General features: G+C 71.3%; 16 protein-coding genes. 8 read left to right on the top strand and 8 right to left on the bottom strand.

Annotated features, from left to right (window positions below):
- Nucleotides 1-130: 130 nt before the first annotated feature.
- On the top strand, nt 131-1,147 hold the full coding sequence (locus ACWC2B_RS05850; RefSeq protein WP_450715177.1) for a hypothetical protein: 1,017 nt from the start codon (nt 131-133) through the stop codon (nt 1,145-1,147).
- Nucleotides 1,148-1,209: 62 nt separating this feature from the next.
- Here ACWC2B_RS05850 and ACWC2B_RS05855 read toward each other — a convergent pair whose 3' ends face one another.
- The 6 genes from ACWC2B_RS05855 to ACWC2B_RS05880 all read right to left on the bottom strand — a co-directional run bounded on the left by ACWC2B_RS05855 (nt 1,210) and on the right by ACWC2B_RS05880 (nt 6,851).
- A complete protein-coding gene (locus ACWC2B_RS05855) occupies nt 1,210-1,965 on the bottom strand; it encodes an SDR family oxidoreductase (protein WP_450715178.1) in 756 nt (251 codons plus the stop codon).
- Nucleotides 1,966-1,969: 4 nt separating this feature from the next.
- Nucleotides 1,970-3,772 (bottom strand): glycoside hydrolase family 15 protein, encoded by a 1,803-nt coding sequence (locus ACWC2B_RS05860; RefSeq protein WP_450715179.1) that lies wholly within the window; start codon nt 3,770-3,772, stop codon nt 1,970-1,972.
- Between the two features lie 30 nt (nt 3,773-3,802).
- The gene (locus tag ACWC2B_RS05865; protein WP_450715180.1) at nt 3,803-4,591 is read right to left on the bottom strand and encodes an SURF1 family cytochrome oxidase biogenesis protein; all 789 of its coding nucleotides are present in this window, start codon (nt 4,589-4,591) and stop codon (nt 3,803-3,805) included.
- A 106-nt stretch (nt 4,592-4,697) separates the two neighbouring features.
- Nucleotides 4,698-4,931, bottom strand: a complete 234-nt coding sequence (locus tag ACWC2B_RS05870) for a hypothetical protein (RefSeq protein ID WP_450715181.1) — start codon at nt 4,929-4,931, stop codon at nt 4,698-4,700.
- Nucleotides 4,932-4,984: 53 nt separating this feature from the next.
- Complete coding sequence (locus ACWC2B_RS05875) at nt 4,985-5,965, bottom strand: DEDDh family exonuclease (protein ID WP_450715182.1); 981 nt, start codon at nt 5,963-5,965, stop codon at nt 4,985-4,987.
- Nucleotides 5,966-6,224: 259 nt separating this feature from the next.
- Complete coding sequence (locus tag ACWC2B_RS05880) at nt 6,225-6,851, bottom strand: TetR/AcrR family transcriptional regulator (protein ID WP_450715183.1); 627 nt, start codon at nt 6,849-6,851, stop codon at nt 6,225-6,227.
- A gap of 126 nt (nt 6,852-6,977) precedes the next feature.
- Between ACWC2B_RS05880 and ACWC2B_RS05885 the strand changes: the two genes are divergently transcribed.
- From ACWC2B_RS05885 to ACWC2B_RS05905, 5 genes are read left to right on the top strand one after another with little or no spacing between them, the layout of a single operon-like run.
- On the top strand, nt 6,978-7,775 hold the full coding sequence (locus ACWC2B_RS05885) for an acetoacetate decarboxylase family protein (protein ID WP_450715184.1): 798 nt from the start codon (nt 6,978-6,980) through the stop codon (nt 7,773-7,775).
- 2 nt (nt 7,776-7,777) lie between these two features.
- Nucleotides 7,778-8,662 carry an SDR family NAD(P)-dependent oxidoreductase gene (locus ACWC2B_RS05890; RefSeq protein ID WP_450715185.1) on the top strand — a complete coding sequence of 295 codons (885 nt, stop codon included), beginning with the start codon at nt 7,778-7,780 and terminating at the stop codon, nt 8,660-8,662.
- Nucleotides 8,663-8,686: 24 nt separating this feature from the next.
- Nucleotides 8,687-9,985, top strand: a complete 1,299-nt coding sequence (locus tag ACWC2B_RS05895) for an amidohydrolase family protein (RefSeq protein ID WP_450715186.1) — start codon at nt 8,687-8,689, stop codon at nt 9,983-9,985.
- Entirely contained in the window at nt 9,982-11,208 is a 1,227-nt protein-coding gene (locus ACWC2B_RS05900; RefSeq protein ID WP_450715187.1) for an amidohydrolase family protein, read from the top strand. The genes ACWC2B_RS05895 and ACWC2B_RS05900 overlap by 4 nt, the downstream gene beginning before the upstream one ends.
- Before the next feature lie 24 nt (nt 11,209-11,232).
- On the top strand, nt 11,233-11,946 hold the full coding sequence (locus ACWC2B_RS05905) for a VIT1/CCC1 transporter family protein (RefSeq protein ID WP_450715188.1): 714 nt from the start codon (nt 11,233-11,235) through the stop codon (nt 11,944-11,946).
- Here the strand turns inward: ACWC2B_RS05905 and ACWC2B_RS05910 are convergent.
- Nucleotides 11,903-13,522, bottom strand: coding sequence for an NACHT N-terminal Helical domain 1-containing protein (locus tag ACWC2B_RS05910; protein ID WP_450715189.1), 1,620 nt, complete (start codon nt 13,520-13,522; stop codon nt 11,903-11,905). The genes ACWC2B_RS05905 and ACWC2B_RS05910 overlap by 44 nt on opposite strands.
- A 160-nt stretch (nt 13,523-13,682) precedes the next feature.
- Here ACWC2B_RS05910 and ACWC2B_RS05915 point away from each other — a divergent pair, with 160 nt between their 5' ends.
- Nucleotides 13,683-14,567 carry a sterol desaturase family protein gene (locus ACWC2B_RS05915; RefSeq protein ID WP_450715190.1) on the top strand — a complete coding sequence of 295 codons (885 nt, stop codon included), beginning with the start codon at nt 13,683-13,685 and terminating at the stop codon, nt 14,565-14,567.
- A complete protein-coding gene (locus ACWC2B_RS05920; RefSeq protein ID WP_450715191.1) occupies nt 14,564-15,217 on the top strand; it encodes a lysoplasmalogenase in 654 nt (217 codons plus the stop codon). The genes ACWC2B_RS05915 and ACWC2B_RS05920 overlap by 4 nt, the downstream gene beginning before the upstream one ends.
- 71 nt (nt 15,218-15,288) lie before the next feature.
- On the opposite strand, the gene ACWC2B_RS05925 is transcribed toward ACWC2B_RS05920, so the two are convergent.
- On the bottom strand, nt 15,289-16,830 hold the full coding sequence (locus tag ACWC2B_RS05925) for a S8 family peptidase (protein ID WP_450715192.1): 1,542 nt from the start codon (nt 16,828-16,830) through the stop codon (nt 15,289-15,291).
- Nucleotides 16,831-17,042: the final 212 nt, after the last annotated feature.

The following is a 17,042-nucleotide window of genomic DNA, read 5'->3' on the forward strand; positions in this document are numbered from 1 at the left end:
GGGGTCTGGGGGCGCGGGGAACTGCGCGACCAGCCCTCAGGGTCAGGCGATGCGGCGCGTCAGTCTGGCGTCAGCACCCTCTGTGAGCGTGAAGCCGTCAGCGGGCACGCGTGAAGGAGTGGTGGTTCGTATGTGGTTCCGACATGTGACGACGGCCCTCGCGATGGGGGCGGCCGCCGGGCTCATGGCCCCCGCCGCAGCCGCCACGACGGCCGCGACCTGCACTCCCACGAGCCTTCCGCTGCCCGCCGGAACCATCGATGGTGTCGTCACCGCGGCCGACAGCGGGGGCGGGTACGCCGGGGAGGCGTACTCCTCGACCGTGCATCATGCCGTCCGCTGGAGTGGCGGCAAGGTGACCGACTACGGCGATCTCGCCGGGCTGACCGACAGCCTGACCGTCGAAGGCGTCAGCCGGGACGGGACGGTGACCGGCTACACCGTCGACGCCCAGAACAAGGTCCACCCCTTCCGCTCGCGGGGCGGCAAGCTGGAGGCGCTGCCCGTGCCGTCGTTCTCCGGCGCCATGGACGCCTTTCCCGCGGCGATCAACGACAGCGGCGACATCGTCGGCTGGGCCCGGGCCGACCGGGACAACGCCCCCATGGTCGCGGTGCTGTGGCCCGCGTCCGCCCCCGGCACCGTCGTGAAGGTGACCGGCGGGCTGCCGGGCACCGGGCAGACCAAAGCCGTCGGCATCGACCAGGACGGCACCGTGCTGGTCAATTCCTACCCGGCCAACGACCCGGTCAGCGGCAACGGCGTCTATCTCTGGCGTGCGGGCGGCGCCCGAAAGCTGGCCGTCCCCTCGGGGGAGTCCTCGGTCGATGCCGGCGGCATCTCCAACGGCCGGGTGGCCGGGCGGGCCGGCGAGCACGGCATCCTGTGGGACCAGAACGGCACGGTCGTGCGGCCCGACAACAGCGCGCTGCTCTACTCGGTCAACCGCACCGGCCAGTCCGTCGGCTACCAGCCTTCGCCCTTCGGCTCCCAGGTGCTCGGGGTCTGGCAGCTCGGCACGAAGACCGCCACGATGGCCGGCATGGAGAAGACCGTCAAGGTCTCCGCGGACAACGGCACGCTGGCCGGGAGCATCTGGACCTCGGGCAGCGGCCGGGTGACTCCGACCACGTGGCGGTGCGGCTGACGGCCAGGACTCCGTGTTCGAGGGGAGCGGGGCAACCCCTCTCGCCCCGCTCCCCGATCCCCTCAGAACCCGTGCCGCGCGCCCCCGTCCACCGGGAGCATCAAGCCGGTGAGGTACGACGCCGCGGGCGACAGCAGGAACGCGGCCGTGCGGCCGAACTCCTCCGGGGTGCCGTAGCGGCGCAGCGGGATGCGGGACTCGTTGGCCGCGCGGGTCGCCTCGGCGTCGCCGGACAGCTCGTCGAGCTGGCGGACCCGGTCCGTGTCGATGCGGGAGGGGAGGAGCCCCACGACTCGGATTCCGCGCGGGCCCAGCTCGTCGGCCAGCGACTTGGCGAAGCCCGCCAGACCCGGGCGCAGGCCGTTGGAGATGGTCAGGCCGGGGATCGGCTCGTGGACGGAGGCGGACAGGACGAAGCCGATCACGCCGCCCTCGTCGAGCTCGTCGGCCGCCGCGCGGGCGATGCGGACCGCGCCGAGGAACACCGAATCGAAGGCCGACTGCCACTGCTCGTCGGTGTTGTCGGCGACGAAGCCCGGCGCCGGGCCGCCCACGCTGATCAGTACGCCGTCGAAGCGCCCGAAGTGCTCGCGGGCGGTGGCGATCAGCCGGGCCGCCGCTGCCGGGTCGGCGTTGTCGGAGGCCAACGGCAGGGCTCCTGGGCCGAGTTCGGCGGCGGCTTCCTTCAGTGTCTTCTCGTCGCGGGCGGTGATCAGCACCTTCGCGCCGTCCTCGACGAGCGCGCGGGCGGACGCCAGGCCGAGACCCCGCGAGGCCCCGGTGACGACGTACACACGGTCCTTCAGTCCAAGATCCATGCGTCTATCCTGCCCCTTCCCCGCACTCCAGCGCGCAGGCGGTCGCGACCAGGCCGATGTGGCTGAAGGCCTGCGGGAAGTTGCCGAGCTGGCGCTTCCCCGCCGGGTCGTACTCCTCGGCGAGCAGTCCCACGTCGTTGCGCAGAGCGAGGAGCCGCTCGAAGAGTTCCCGGGCCTCGTCCTCGCGGCCGGTCAGGCGCAGGGCGTCCGCCAGCCAGAACGAGCACACCAGGAAGGTGCCCTCGTCGCCGGGCAGGCCGTCCACGGTCGTGCCGTCCGTGCTGTAGCGGCGTACGAGGCCGTTCACGCCCAGCTCCTCGCGCACCGCGTCGACCGTGCCCACCACCCGCGGATCGTCCGGCGGCAGGAAGCCGACACGGGGGATGAGCAGCGTCGCCGCGTCCAGCTCCTGCGAGCCGTACGCCTGGGTGAAGGTGTTGCGGACCGGGTCGTAGCCCTTCTCGCACACCTCCTTGTGCACCTCCTCGCGCATCTTGCGCCACCGCCCGGCGGCGCCCCGCAGCTTCGGTTCCGCCTCCAGGGTGCGTACCGCGCGGTCCGCGGCCACCCACGCCATCACCTTCGAGTGGACGAAGTGCCGGCGCGGCCCGCGCACCTCCCACAGGCCCTCGTCCGGCTCGCGCCACCGGGCCTCCAGGAAGCCGAGCAGACTGAGCTGGATGTTCCAGGCGTGCGCGTGGCTCTTGAGGCCCGCCTCACGCGCCAGAAACAGCGAGTCGACGACCTCCCCGTACACATCGAGCTGGAGCTGGTCGACGGCCGCGTTGCCGATCCGTACCGGCGCGGACCCCAAGTGGCCCTTCAGCCAAGGGAGTTCGACCTCGGGGAGCCTGCGCTCGCCCGCGAGCCCGTACATGATCTGGAGGTCGGCCGGGTCGCCGGCGACGGCGCGAAGCAGCCAGTCCCGCCAGTCGGCGGCTTCCTCCAGATAGCCGGCCGACAGGAGCGCCTCCAGGGTGAGGGTGGAGTCGCGCAGCCAGCAGTAGCGGTAGTCCCAGTTCCGTACGCCGCCGATCTCCTCGGGCAGCGAGGTGGTGGGGGCCGCCACGATGCCGCCGGTGGGGGCGTAGGTGAGGGCCTTGAGGGTGATCAGGGAACGGATCACGGCTTCCCGGTAGGGGCCCTGGTACTGGCAGCGGTCCGCCCATTCCTGCCAGTCGGCCACCGACTGCTCCAGGGCTTCGTGCGGGTCGCAGAGGTCGGGGCGCGGCTGGTGCGAGGCGTGCCAGGTCAGGACGAAGGCGACCTTCTCCCCCTTGTCGACCGTGAACGACGAGCGCGTACTCATGTGCTGGCCCCACGTCTTGACCTCGGGCTCGGTGCGCAGCCACACCGAGTCGGGGCCCGCGATCGCCACCCGGTGCCCGTCGGCGCGCCGCATCCAGGGCACGATGTGGCCGTAGTCGAAGCGCAGCCTGAGGACGGAGTCCATCTCGACGGTGCCGCTCAGGCCCTCCACGATGCGTACGACATCGGGGGCCTGGTCGCGCTGCGGCATGAAGTCGACGACCTTCACCGTGCCGGTGCGGGTCTCCCAGAACGTCTCCAGGATGAGGGAGTCGCCCAGATAGGCGCGCCGGTCGCACTGTCCGGAGTGGCCCACCTCGGCCGGGGCGATCCGCCAGTGGCCGTTGTTCTCATCACCGAGCAGCGCCGCGAAGCAGGCGCCGGAATCGAAGCGGGGCAGACAGAGCCAGTCGACCGATCCGTCCAGGCCGACCAGGGCCGCGGTCTGCAGATCGCCGATGAGGGCGTAGTCCTCGATGCGCTGAGTACGTGGGGTCACGCCATGGCGTGTTCCCGGCCGGTCACATTGCTAAGCAGCCGCGGGTTCGGGCGTCGTGGCCGGCGCGGCCGCCGCTGCCTGGCGGTCCTGCTTCTCGCGCCGTACGAGGATGAACCAGCCGGCCGGCACGGCGGCCGAGAACAGCCACCACTGGACGGCGTACGCCATGTGCGGGCCGATCGAGCTGTGGTCGGGGGCCGGGATCAGCTCGGGGGAGTGGTCGGCCGGCTCGGGGGCGGTCTGCTCGATGTAGCCGCCGAGCACGGTGCGGCCAAGGGCCTTGGCCTGCTCGGCGCTGCTGATCAGCATGACCTGGCGGGGCGGCAGGCCCTTGACGTCCTTGATGCCGCTGGCCGCGGTCGTCTGGTCGGCCATCAGGCGCCCGGTGATCGTGACCTTGCCGGCGGGCGGCGCGGGGATCTTCGGGAAGTCCGTCTGGTTGCCGTTGTCGGCGATCCAGCCCCGGTTGACCAGCACGGTCGGGCCGCCGTCCAGGACGAACGGGGTGAGCACGTGGTAGCCGACCCGGCCGTCGGCCGCTGTCCTGCGCCGTACGACGACCTCGTGCGCGGTGTCCCACGTGCCGGTCGCGCTGACCCGGCGCCAGTAGTCGGACCGCGGGACCGTGTGGCCCGGAGAGGTGAGGTCGGTCACCGGGACCGGCTCGGCCTTCAGGTTGTCGGCGATGAGCGTGTTCTGGGCCACCTTGTGCTCGTGGCGGTGCAGCTGCCAGAAGCCCAGCTCGATCATCGTGGGGATGAGAGCGAGGGCCAGAAGGGTGACGAGCACCCACTGCCGGGACAACAGGAAGCGGTACACCCCATGACCGTACAACTCGGGCCACGGGGTGCGTGAGGGGGGTGGCGGGGAGGCCGGGTGGGTGGCCGGAGAAGCCGGGTGGGGTGGGCGGGCGAAGCCCGGGGGGTCAGACCTTGTCGACGATGCCCGCCTTTCCTTCCGCGCGGGCGCAGTGCGCTCCGCAGTACCACGAGCCCTCGACCTCGACGCCCTGGCCGATGATCTGGACCCGGCAGTGTTCACAGATGGGCGCCATGCGGTGGATGGCGCACGAGAAGCAGTCGAAGACGTGCACCGCGCCCTGCGCGTGCACCTCGAAGGACATCCCGTAGTCGTTTCCGCAGACCTCGCAACGTGCCATGCGCCACAGGGTGCGCGGTGCGTGGCGCGCGCGGTGGGCGCCGCGCCCGGCACTCACCCGTCTGCCGGTGTCACGTCCCGCAGGAGCTGGGTGAAGGCGGCTTCGTCGACGACCGGCGTGCCGAACGACTTCGCCTTGACGGTCTTGGAGGTGGCCGAGTCCGGATCGTTGGTGACGAGGAGGCTGGTGAGGCGCGAGACGCTGGTCGCCACGTGCAGCCCCGCCTCGATCGCCCGGTCCTCCAGGAGTTCACGGTCGACGGAGGTGTCGCCGGAGAACGCCACCCGCATGCCCTGCTTCAGGGGCCGGTCCGGCTCGTAGCGGCCGGGGTTGGGGTACGGGCACGCGGGGCGCTTGCGCGAGGCCCGCCAGGTGCCCGCGCCGCCGCGGTAGGAGGCCTGGTAGCCGATGCGGGGGGTCGCGGGGGAGTCCGTCCACTCGGTGAGCGGGCGGCATTCGAGCAGCGGGAGGCGCACCCCGCCGGCCGCGGCCGCGTGCAGGCTCGGCCGGAACGCCTCGGCGAGCACCCGCGCGTCGTCCAGGGCGTGGTGCGCGCGCTGCTGCACGACGCCGTAGTGCGCGGCGAGCGACTCCAGTTTGTGGTTGGGCAGCGGCAGCGCGAGCTCCTTGGACAGCGCGATCGTGCACAGCCGCTGCTTGACCGGCGCGGTGCGCTCTGCCCGTGCGTACTCGCGGGCGATCATCTGCCAGTCGAAGATCGCGTTGTGCGCGACCAGGACGCGACCCTCAAGACGGGCCGCGAACTCCTCGGCGACCTCCGGGAAGAGCGGCGCCCCTTCCAGGACGTCACTGGTCAGCCCGTGGATCCACACCGGACCCGGGTCGCGCTCGGGGTTGACCAGCGTGTACCAGTGGTCCTCGACGTTGCCCTGCGCGTCGAGCCGGTAGACGGCAGCCGAGATTATCCGGTCGTCGCGGGCGAGGCCGGTGGTCTCCACGTCGACGACCGCGTACCCCTGTGGGTAGGCGGCCGGCCACGTCGCTGCTGTCGTCAGGTCGTCGAGCATGGTCACAGAGAATACGGGGCGACACTGACACTCCGGGCCGGGCCCGGGTGGGTGCCGGGTTCCGTGGTGCCGTTCGCTGCCGGTCGGACACCATCAACTGGCCCTGATATCAGCCGATTTGGTGTCCTGGTGAACTCGCCCGGGTCGGCATCGCGCTCCCCGAGGGGTGCGGGGCTGTGACATGTGCGGCTCCGCCGCGTGGGCGCGCCCAGCCACGGACGGCCCGCAGTCGAACAGCGCACGCGCCGCGGAGTGGGCGGCGTGATTAGTCCGGGTCCCCCGAGAGCAGCCCCGCCACGAGAGCCCGCACCGAGTGCGTGAAGAGCCTGTCCTGGTCCAGCGGCGCAGCCAGCGCACGCGCCAGCGCCGGGTCGTGTTCGGCGTTCGCGGTGTGCCACAGTTCCTCCTCCGCCGGGCGCTGTACCGGCGCGCGCTCCCGGTTGCGCTCGACCAGGACGTACCCCACCACCTGGAACTGCACGGCCCGCACCGCCCGGGCCGCCCGGGCGCCGCGCAGGCCCGCCGCGTGCATCTCGTGGACCAGGGCCTGCTGGGCGGGCAGGAACATGCGCTCGGTCAGGCCGCGTTCGTGGACCATCGCGATCAGGTGCGGGCGCTCGCGGAGCTCGCGGCGCAGGGTGCGGGCCACCGACACGACGCGGGCGGCCGGCGTGCGTCCGCGCGGTCTGATCTCGCCCAGCTCCTCGACGGTCCGCTCGACGAGCGCGTCCAGGAGCGACTCGCGGTTGCCGACGTGCCAGTAGATCGAGGTGACCGCGGTGCCGAGCTCCGCGGCCAGCTTGCGCATCGTGAGGGCGGCGGGTCCGTGCTGTCTGACCAGGGATCCGGCCGCGGCCAGGACCTCCTCGCGGGTGAGTGACGTACGCGTCATATCTGATGGCCCCTCAATTCCATTGCCCGCACGGCTCTTTACCCTTCATCGGGTGCGGTGTAACTGTGTTACAGAACCCCTGGAAGGGACAGTCCGCAGAGAACAGCCTGCGAAGGGTGGTACGACATGGCACGCGTACGGTACGGGGCGCGCACCGAGGCCGAGATCCAGGCGGCGCGCTCCGCGAGCTCCAAGCTCCCCGACATCTGGTCGACCGGGGTGGTGGCCGTCTGGGAGAGCGACCCCGACGTGGTCGCGGCAGTGCTGCCGCCGCCGCTCAAGCCCGCCGAACGTCCGCTGGTGCGGGCCAACATCAGCAAGGTCGACCTGCCCGGCTATCCGCTCGGCGCGGGCTCTGTGGCGGTCGCCGCCGTGCACGACGGACAGGAGGGCTGGTATCCGCTGGTCATGCCGATGACGCACGAGCGGGCCCTGATCGGAGGGCGCGAGGTGTTCGGCGAGCCGAAGAAGCTCGGCGAGGTGCTCGTCGAACGCGACGGGCTGGTCGTCCGCGCCTCGCTCGCCCGGCACGGGATCGCGTTCGTGGAGGTGCGGGGCGCCGTCGAGGGACCGCTGCCGCTGCCCGAACCGACCCGGAAGACCGACTTCTACTTCAAGTTCCTGCCGGCCGTGGACGGCGAGGGCTTCGACGCCGACCCCGTCCTCGTCCACTGCGTGCGCAACGAGAAGGTGCGCAAACTGGAGAAGATCACCGGAGACGTGGTGCTGCGCGAGTCGATGTACGACCCGGTCGCCGACCTTCCGGTGCGCCGCGTCGTCGAGATCACCATCGGCGAGAAGACCACCGACCAGAAGGGCACGGTGGCCGAACGGGTCAGCGCCCAGGCCCTGTTGCCGTACATCCACCAGCGCTACGACGACCCCCGGCAGATCCTCGACGGGCCGCCCGAGGGGAGCGTCTGACCATGGAGCTCAGGCCGGGGCAGGTCGCCGTCGTCACCGGCGCGGCGAGCGGCATCGGGCTCGCGATGGCCCGGCGGTTCGCCGCCGAGGGCCTCAAGGTCGTCCTCGCCGACGTCGAGGAGGGCGCCCTGGAGAAGGCCGCCGGGCAACTCCGCGAGGACGGGGCCCAGGTGCTCGCGCGCACCGTCGACGTCAGCGAGCGGGACTCGGTGCTCGCCCTCGCGGACGCCGCGTACGAAACCTTCGGGGCCGTGCACGTCCTCTGCAACAACGCGGGGGTCGGCTCCGGAGTCGAGGGCCGCATGTGGGAGCACGAGGTCAACGACTGGAAGTGGGCCTTCGCGGTCAACGTGTGGGGCGTCTTCCACGGCATCCAGGCCTTTGTGCCCCGCATGATCGCGGGCGGCGAGCCGGGCCGGATCGTCAACACCTCGTCCAGCGACGGCGGCATCGCCCCGCTGCCGACCGCGTCGGTGTACGCCATCACCAAGTCGGCCGTCGTCACGATGACCGAATCCCTGTACGCGCACCTCAAGGCGGAGGGCGTCCCCATCGGCGCCTCGGTGCTCTTCCCCGGGCCGCACATGCTGCGCACCGGACTGTGGGAGTCGCACCGCAACCGGCCCGAGCGGTACGCCAAGGAGCGGCCGCGCAGGACCCCGTACCGCAGCCTCGACCAGTGGGAGGCGGCCATGAAGGCGGCCGGCCAGGAGATCGAGTTCACGCCGGTCGAGTCCGTGGCCGCCGAGGTCGTCGACGGGATCCGCGCCGACCGGTTCTGGATGCTGCCCGCGAGCGAGCACAGCGACCGGCAGATCAGAGCGCGCTCGCAGTCGATGCTCGACCGGGCGAACCCGGCGTACCTGGAGAACTTCATTCTGGATTGATTGAGATCGATTGAGGGACGTGCGATGACAGCACAGAAGGCAGCACAGAACGACCCATACCTGATCATCTCCTCCGACTGCCACGCCGGACTGCCCACCGAGCGGTACCGGCCCTATCTGGACGCCCGGTTCCACCGGGACTTCGACCAGTTCCTCGCGGGGCGCGACCGCCGCCGCGAGGAGATGACCCGGCTCGGCGTGCGCAACGAGGCGTTCGCGAGCAAGTGGTTCAGCGACAACGAGGAAGGCCTGCGCGGCGGTTGGGACGCGGCGCAGCGGCTCAAGGAACTCGACGGGGACGGCGTGGCCGCCGAGGTCGTCTTCCCCGACGCGGACGCCGTCGACAGCCAGACCGCCGCGCCCTTCGGCGTGGGTCTCGGCCTCTCCGGCGACCAGGACCCCGAGCTGGGCATGGCGGGCGCGCAGGCGCACAACCGCTGGCTGGCGGAGTTCGTCGGCCAGAATCCCGAACGGCACTGCGGGGTGGCCCTGCTGCCCGTCACCGGCGAGGTCGACCGGGTCGTCGCCGAGATCCACCGGGCCAAGGAGTCCGGGCTCGGCGCGCTGATGATCCCCTCGATGTGGGTGGACCGGGCCCCGTACCACGACCGCCGCTACGACCCGGTGTGGGCGGCGGCCGCCGAGACCGGGATGCCGCTGGTGACCCACTCGGGCGCGGCCCCCCGCCACGAGTACGGCGACCACCTGGGGATCTACGTGTCCGAGGTGACGTTCTGGCCCGCCCGGCCCCTCTGGTTCCTGCTCTGGTCCGGTGTGTTCGAACGGCACCCGGGGCTGAGGTTCGGGGTGGCGGAGTCGGGCTGCTGGTGGCTGCCGAATCTGCTGTGGTTCATGGACCGGCTCTACCTCGGTGCGCACGGCGGCAAGAAGCTGTCGCCGTTCGCCGAGCTGAAGCGCCCGCCGAGCGAGTACCTCGACCGGCAGGTCTTCATCTGCGCCACCAACACCAAGCGCCGCGAGCTAGCCCAGCGGTACGAGATCGGCGTCGACAACATCCTGTGGGGCTCCGACTTCCCCCACCCGGAAGGGACGTGGCCCAACACCCGCGAGTGGCTGCGCAACACCTTCCACGACATTCCGGTGGCCGAGACCCGGAGGATGCTGGGCCTGGCGGCGGCGGAGGTCTTCGGCTTCGACACGGAGAAGCTCGCGCGGATCGCCCGCCGGATCGGGCCCACGCCGGCCGAACTCGGCCAACCTGACGACCAGTTGGCGGTGGATGCGTCCTGGGCGCGCTCGCGCGAGGTGGGCCGTCACTGGCTCACCGAACACGACTTCCCGGTCCTGGGGGTGTCGTCATGACGGACCGCTACACCGTCATCTCGGCGGACTGCCATGCCGGCGCCGACCTCCTGGACTACCGGCCCTATCTGGAGTCGAAGTACCACGACGCCTTCGACGCGTGGGCGGCCACCTACGTCAATCCGTACGAGGACCTGGTGGCTGAGACCGCCGACCGCAACTGGAACTCGGCCCGCCGGGTCGCCGAGCTGGAGGCGGACGGCATCGTCGCCGAGGTCGTTTTCCCGAACACGATCCCACCGTTCTTCCCCTCCGCCTCCCTCATGGCGCCCGCGCCCACCCGCGAGGAGTTCGAGCAGCGCTGGGCGGGCCTGCGCGCCCACAACCGCTGGCTGGCGGATTTCTGCGCCGAGGCCCCGGGCCGCCGGGCGGGCGTGGCCCAGATCCTCCTGAACGACGTCGAGGAGGCGGTACGGGAGATCCGCCGGGTCAAGGAGGCGGGCCTGACCGGCGGCATCCTGCTGCCGGGCACGCCACCGGGTTCGGGAGTCCCCGAGCTCTACTCCGCCGTGTACGACCCGATCTGGGCGGTCTGCGCGGACCTGGACGTACCGGTCAACCACCACGGCGGGTCGGCGTCGCCGCCGCTGGGGGAGGAGCCGGCGGCTCGGGCGGTGTTCATGGTGGAGACGACGTGGTTCTCGCACCGGGCGCTGTGGCACCTGATCTTCGGCGGCGCGTTCAACCGCCATCCGTCCCTCAAGCTCATCCTCACCGAACAGGGCTCGGGCTGGATCCCCGGCGTGATGGACATGCTGGACTACTACCACGCCCGGCTGGTGGCGGCCGCGACGAAGGCGTCCACCGCGGAGTCCAAGTTCGGCGCGGGCCTCGCGGACTCCATGGGCAAGGGCCCGTCCCAGGTATGGCGGGACAACTGCTTCGTCGGCGCGAGCTTCATGCGTCCGCACGAGGTGCCGCTGCGGGACCGGATCGGCCTCGACAAGATCATGTGGGGCAGCGACTACCCGCACGACGAAGGCACGACCCCGTTCTCCCGGGAGGGGCTGCGGATCGCGTACGCGGGCCTGCCGAGCGACGAGGTCGCCGCCATGGTCGGCGGCAACGCGGCCCGCGTCTACGGCTTCGACCTGCCCTCCCTCAACAAGGTCGCGGCCAGGGTCGGCCCCACGGTCGCCGAGATCGCCGAACCGCTGAAGGAGATCCCGGCCGAGGCGACGAGCCCCGCGTTCGCACTTGGTGGGTCGGTGCGCGTGTGGTGAGGGGCGGGGTGAGACCCTCCCCGCATGAGCTCAACCGACCAGCACGACGAGGCGCACAACGGGGCGCTCGGCTCGCGGCTCAACTGGCTGCGGGCCGCGGTCCTGGGGGCCAATGACGGCATCGTGTCCACCGCCGGTCTCGTCGTCGGCGTGGCCGGCGCCACGGACGACCGCTCGGCCCTCCTGACGGCGGGCCTCGCGGGGCTGCTCGCCGGTTCCATGTCGATGGCGGCCGGCGAGTACGTCTCCGTCTCCACCCAGCGCGACTCGGAGAAGGCCGCGCTCGCGACGGAACGTCGCGAGTTGAGGGAGGCCCCCGAGGCCGAACTGGACGAGCTGACTGGTCTGTTGGTGGATCGCGGGCTCAGCGAGGAGGTGGCCCGCGAGGCGGCGGTCCAGCTCACCGAACGCGACCCCCTGCGCGCACACGCCCGCGTCGAGCTGGGCATCGACCCCGACGAACTCACCAACCCCTGGCACGCGGCCTGGGCCAGCTTCTTCGCCTTCACGGCGGGCGCGCTGCTCCCGTTGTTGGCGATCGTGCTGCCCCCGGCCTCGGTCCGCCTCTACGTCACGGTCGTCTCGGTCCTGGCGGCGCTGGCCCTCACGGGCTGGTGGAGCGCCCGCCTGGGCTCGGCCCCGGTGGGCCGCGCGGTCGTGCGGAATGTGGGTGGGGGTGCGGTGGCCATGGGGGTTACTTATGGGGCGGGGGTGCTTTTGGGGGCGGTGGGGGTGTAGGGCGTTCGTCCTGTTGCAGGCGCTCGGGTGGGATGGATTCGGCGCCCCTTGCCGTGGTGAGCTGGCAGCGGATGTTGAGCTGGTGCAACTGGACGAGTGCGCTGAGGTCGATCGTGCCGGTGCAGTTGTAGAACGAGACGTAGCGCAGGTCCGGCAGCTCGCGTAGAGCCGAGAGGTCCGACGTCAGACAGCAGCCGCTGAGGTAGAGGTACATCAGGCCGGCGTGCCGGGACAGGGCCCTCAGGTCGAGAGCACGATGGTCGAGGATCTGCAGGGAGCGCAGCTTCCGCGGCACGGGAACCCGCGCCAGCCCCTTGGCCTGGGCCTCTCCCGTGATGGTCAGCGTGTGCAGGCCCGGCCAGCGTTCCAGGCCGTCCAGGCTGATGCCTTCGGACTGGCGGTACAGACCGAGAACGACAAGCCTTTCCAGGGGCGGCAGTTCGCTGAGGTTCCGTGTTTCGCCGGGGGTACCCAGCATCAGACCCGTCAGTTGGTCGAGCCGGGCCAACGGGCTCAGGGACAGGCCGGGCCGCAGGTCGAGGAGCGACAGGGCCCGCACCCGGGGCAGGTCGCAGACTGGTCCAAGATCCCGGACCTGCGGACAGCCATCGAGCCCGAGCTGATCCAGGGCCGGCAGCCGGACCAGTGGGCTCAGGTCGCGGACGACCGTGTTCGCTGTGAGGGCCAAGTGGGCCAGGCGCGGGAGGGAGAGCAGGGCGTCCGGCAGTGCGTGGTCGCCCGCCAGGGTGATCCTCCTCATTCCATGGAGTCGGCCCAGCTGAGCCACCTGCTCATCGGTGCGGACGGTGAGATAGGTGCTCTCCCAATCCGGGGCGGGTTCCAGCACTTCTGTCACGTACTCGGCCGCATCGAAGGCGCCCCAGGCCATGCCCAGTTGCACGCGGACCATCGGTTGCTCGTCCTCCCGGAATCGCCGCAGGCTGATGTACGCGGTGTCCAGCGGCCACTCGCTCGCCGATCGCCCGAGGGTGAGGCCGAACAGTTCGAGGCGGCTGTGTGTCTGCTCCACATACCGCGCGTACTTCTCCTCGAAGGCGAGCGCGGTCGCCTCGGGGCGCGGGCCCACCCGGTCCCGCACGTCCTCGATCAGCTCCCGTGCGGCATCCGCCGATCTGACCTGCCCCACGGCCGCCCGCGCCGCGAAGGACGGATGCGCGGTGAGCTGTTCCACGTAATGCGCGCAGCAGAGGGTCAGGAGCTCCTCGTAGAGGGGCTCGCCCGGGCCCGGGTGCGGGCGGCGCAGTTCGGCGGCGAGGCGGTCGGGGTCCAGGCTCAGCGCGAACAGGCGGTCCGCGTCGAGCTCGCCCGCCGCCGCGAAGCCGTCCCGCACCGCGTCGGCAGCCGCTGCCCGCTCGTGCGCGGGGAGCGAGGCGTAGGATTCCTCCAGTCGCCGCCCCAGCACCCTCGCCAGGCGGTCCGGCGACGCCGGCTTCGGCAGGGGGCGCAGGGGCCCGGCCGCCAGATCCGCACCCGGCCTCGGGGCCAGTACCGACTTCGCGACCGTCGACACCACCGTGCTCGCGAGCCGCAACACCACAACTTCCAGTCCTGGCACGGCAGTTGCCTCCCCCAGAGCGCACCCGTGTCGCCGATCGTACGCCGCGCCCGCGAGACCCCATTGGCAGAACTCACCAAACCCTGCTGACAACACGTCTCGCATACTTGTCGGTAACAACATCTAGCCGGACCTGCCACCGCGCCCCTACGGTGCAGGCATGTCGCCGAACCTGCCCGATGTCGTGCTGTGGTCGATACCCGCCTTCGTGCTGCTCACCGTCGTCGAGATGGTGAGCTACCGGCTCCATCCGGACGAGGACGCCGCCGGGTACGAGACGAAGGACGCCGCCACCAGCGTCGGTATGGGGCTCGGCAGTCTGGTCTTCGACGCGTTGTGGAAGATCCCGATCGTCGCCATCTATACGGCCGTCTACGCCCTCACCCCGCTCGCCATCCCGGTCCTGTGGTGGACCGTGCCGCTGATGCTGCTCGGGCAGGACTTCTTCTACTACTGGTCGCACCGCGGCCACCACGTCATCCGGATCCTGTGGGCCTGCCACGTGGTGCACCACTCCAGCCGCAAGTTCAACCTCACCACCGCGCTGCGCCAGCCCTGGACGACCTGGACCGTGTGGCCCTTCTACGTGCCGCTCATCGCGCTCGGCGTGCACCCGGCGGTCCTCGCGTTCTGCTCGTCGGTGAACCTCGTCTACCAGTTCTGGGTGCACACCGAGCGGGTCGGCAAGCTGCCCCGGCCGTTCGAGTTCGTCCTCAACACGCCCTCCCACCACCGGGTCCACCACGCCTCCCAGGGTGGCTATCTGGACCGGAACTTCGGCGGGATCCTGATCATCTGGGACCGCGTGTTCGGCTCGTTCACGGCCGAGACCGAGCGGCCCGTGTTCGGGCTCACCAAGAACATCTCCACCTTCAACCCGCTGCGCGTCGCCACCCACGAGTACGCCGCCATCGCCCGCGACGTGCGGGCCGCCCGCACCTGGCGCGAGCGGGCCGGCCGGGTCTTCCGCGGCCCGGGCTGGCAGCCGCGGCCCACGGTGACGACCGCCGCCGAGCCCGCCGCGGTCGCGGAGCGCGCCGCATGACGCAGCCCGGCGCGGACGCCGTCGCGCGCGGGCCGGCCACGAAGGCCGCCACGATCAGCCCGCTCCTCATCGCCTTCGGCATCGCCTCGGCCGTCGACCTGGTCTCGCTGCTCGCGGGCTGGCACACCGGGCACCTGGTGGCCAAGCCGCTCCTCATGCCGCTGCTCGCCGGCCACGTGCACGCGCGGGGCGGGCCCCGGCTGCTCATCGCGGCGCTCCTGTGCGGCTGGGGCGGTGACGTGTTCCTGCTGTCCGGCGCCGATGCCGCGTTCCTGCTCGGCATGGGCTGCTTCGCCGCCGGTCACGTCTGCTACCTGGTGCTGTTCGGGCGGGGCAGGACGCACGCCGGGCTCGGCGCCGCGTACGGGATCGCGCTGGTCGGGACCGTCGCCGCGCTCTGGCCGGACCTGCCGGGCGGGCTGCGCGTCCCGGTCGCCGGATACAGCCTGCTGCTCACCGCGATGGCCTACCGCTCCTCCCGGCTCGGGCCGCTCGTGGGCCTCGGCGGAGCGCTGTTCCTGCTCTCCGACACCCTCATCGCCACCGGCGTCGCCGACTGGCCGCAGCCGCCGCGCCCCGCCTTCTGGGTCATGCTGACGTATCTCGCCGCGCAGGCCCTTCTCGCCCTGAAGGTCCCCGTCAAGCCGTAGTACGCGACGCACGCCGAAGGGGCCGCCCGGCGAACGGACGGCCCCCCCAGGTCGTGCGCTCAACTCCCTTGCTACTGCACGGCGTTGAGGGCGTTGGTGATGCCCGCCCCGTAGAAGCCGTTGTAGAACGTCCCGCCCTGGCAGACCGCGTCCGCCTTGCCGTCACCGTCGATGTCGTACGGCGTGGTGCACGGGGTCTTGTCCGCCTGCAGTGCGAGCAGCGCCTTGATCTCCAGCGCCGACGCGTGCGGGTGCTGCGACTTCAACAGGGCCGCCACGCCCACCACATGGGGCGTCGCCATGGACGTACCGGCCATGTAGGCCCAGGTGCCGCCGGGGACCGGGCCGAGGATCAGGCCGCTGGTGGCCGGGGCCTGCGGCGGCTGGTACGCGGTCGAGTCGCCGCCCGGGGCCGCGATGTCGATCACGCCGAAGCCGTAGTTGGAGAACGACGACTTGAGGCCCTTGGCGCCGGTCGCGGAGACCGTCACCACACCCGGCAGCTGGGTCGGGATGTCCAGGCACTCACGCGGGTTGATCACCCGGCTGCCCGGGGTCGTGTCGTTCGGGCTGGAGGGGTCGGTGATCGAGTCGGCCGCGAAGTCGTAGTTCTCGTTGCCGGCCGCGGCCACGTTCACCGTGCCCTTGGACTCGGCGTACTTCGACGCCCGGGTGATCGCGTCGACCAGCGCCTTCTGGTCGGGGTCGTTCTTGCAGTTGAAGTACCACGGGTCGGTGAAATAGCTGTTGTTCGTCACGTCGATGTGGTGCTCGGCCGCCCACACGAAGCCGCAGACCACGGCCTCCGTGTAGAAGAAGCTGCCGCCCTGCGTCGACACCTTGATGCCCGCGACCTTCACGCCGGGCGCGACGCCGGTGATGCCGACGCCGTTCTTGGCGCCCGCGATCTCGCCCGCGACATGGGTGCCGTGCGGGGAGCCGCCGGTGGTGAACGGGCGCCAGGCGCCGTCCGTGGTGTCCGGCTTGCCGGTGATGCAGCTGACCGACTTGGCGCGGTCGAAGTTGGGCGCGATGTCGGGGTGCGTGTCGTCGACACCCGTGTCGATCACGCCGACGGTCACCTTGGAACTGCCCAGCGTCTTCTCGTGCGCCTTGTCCGCCTTGATCGCCTTCAGGTCCCACTGGAGCGGCTCAAGGGGATCCTCGCCCGGCGCGGCCTTCGCGGACGCGGCCTTCAGGTCCTGGGCGGTGAGGTTCTTCGGCGTGCCCACATCGGTGGTGGACTGCGCGGGCAGCGGCGCGGTCCGCGTCGCCCCCGCCGAATCGACGCCCTTGACCTTGCGGATCGTCTTCGCGAAATCCGCGTTGGCGGAGTGCACGACGAGCACTCCTATCTGGTCGTACGCCTGGAGCACCGAGCCGCCCGCCTCGGCGACGGCTCTCTGCACCCGGGCCGAATTCCCGTGCCCGGGGCGGATGTTGACGATGTAGCTCAGCTCGGGCCCGGCCGTCCGCGCGGCCTTGGCGCTCGGCGCGCCGGCGTCGAAGGAAGCGGCCGAAGCCGTGCCGGGAAGCAGCGCCAGCGCGGCGGCGGTGGCCAGGCCCGCCGAGGCGGCGACGGCGCGGCGCGTACGGGAGATGTGCAACGTCATGGGGTCTCCATGGGGTTGGCGGAGCTCTCGGTGCGTACGTGGTGAAGAACCTGGGGAAGGGTGACGACTGCTCCGGCGGCACTGGTACCGCCCGGCACATTGAGCGTGAAGCTATCGCCGATCATCTCGGCGGATCAACGTTTTGTGCCGAGTTCGCGAAGAAAGTCGCGTAGTCGACCCGGCGGGCGCGCGGAACGGGCCACGCGCCGGCG

Source organism: Streptomyces sp. NPDC001415 (assembly GCF_053597395.1).

Coding starts and splice junctions, on each gene's coding strand:
- ACWC2B_RS05870 (WP_450715181.1), bottom strand. CDS start 4,931: ATGGCACGTTGCGAGGTCTGCGGAAACGACTACGGGATGTCCTTCGAG.
- ACWC2B_RS05900 (WP_450715187.1), top strand. CDS start 9,982: ATGACGGACCGCTACACCGTCATCTCGGCGGACTGCCATGCCGGCGCC.
- ACWC2B_RS05855 (WP_450715178.1), bottom strand. CDS start 1,965: ATGGATCTTGGACTGAAGGACCGTGTGTACGTCGTCACCGGGGCCTCG.
- ACWC2B_RS05890 (WP_450715185.1), top strand. CDS start 7,778: ATGGAGCTCAGGCCGGGGCAGGTCGCCGTCGTCACCGGCGCGGCGAGC.
- ACWC2B_RS05925 (WP_450715192.1), bottom strand. CDS start 16,830: ATGACGTTGCACATCTCCCGTACGCGCCGCGCCGTCGCCGCCTCGGCG.
- ACWC2B_RS05885 (WP_450715184.1), top strand. CDS start 6,978: ATGGCACGCGTACGGTACGGGGCGCGCACCGAGGCCGAGATCCAGGCG.
- ACWC2B_RS05905 (WP_450715188.1), top strand. CDS start 11,233: ATGAGCTCAACCGACCAGCACGACGAGGCGCACAACGGGGCGCTCGGC.
- ACWC2B_RS05850 (WP_450715177.1), top strand. CDS start 131: ATGTGGTTCCGACATGTGACGACGGCCCTCGCGATGGGGGCGGCCGCC.
- ACWC2B_RS05880 (WP_450715183.1), bottom strand. CDS start 6,851: ATGACGCGTACGTCACTCACCCGCGAGGAGGTCCTGGCCGCGGCCGGA.
- ACWC2B_RS05920 (WP_450715191.1), top strand. CDS start 14,564: ATGACGCAGCCCGGCGCGGACGCCGTCGCGCGCGGGCCGGCCACGAAG.
- ACWC2B_RS05895 (WP_450715186.1), top strand. CDS start 8,687: ATGACAGCACAGAAGGCAGCACAGAACGACCCATACCTGATCATCTCC.
- ACWC2B_RS05915 (WP_450715190.1), top strand. CDS start 13,683: ATGTCGCCGAACCTGCCCGATGTCGTGCTGTGGTCGATACCCGCCTTC.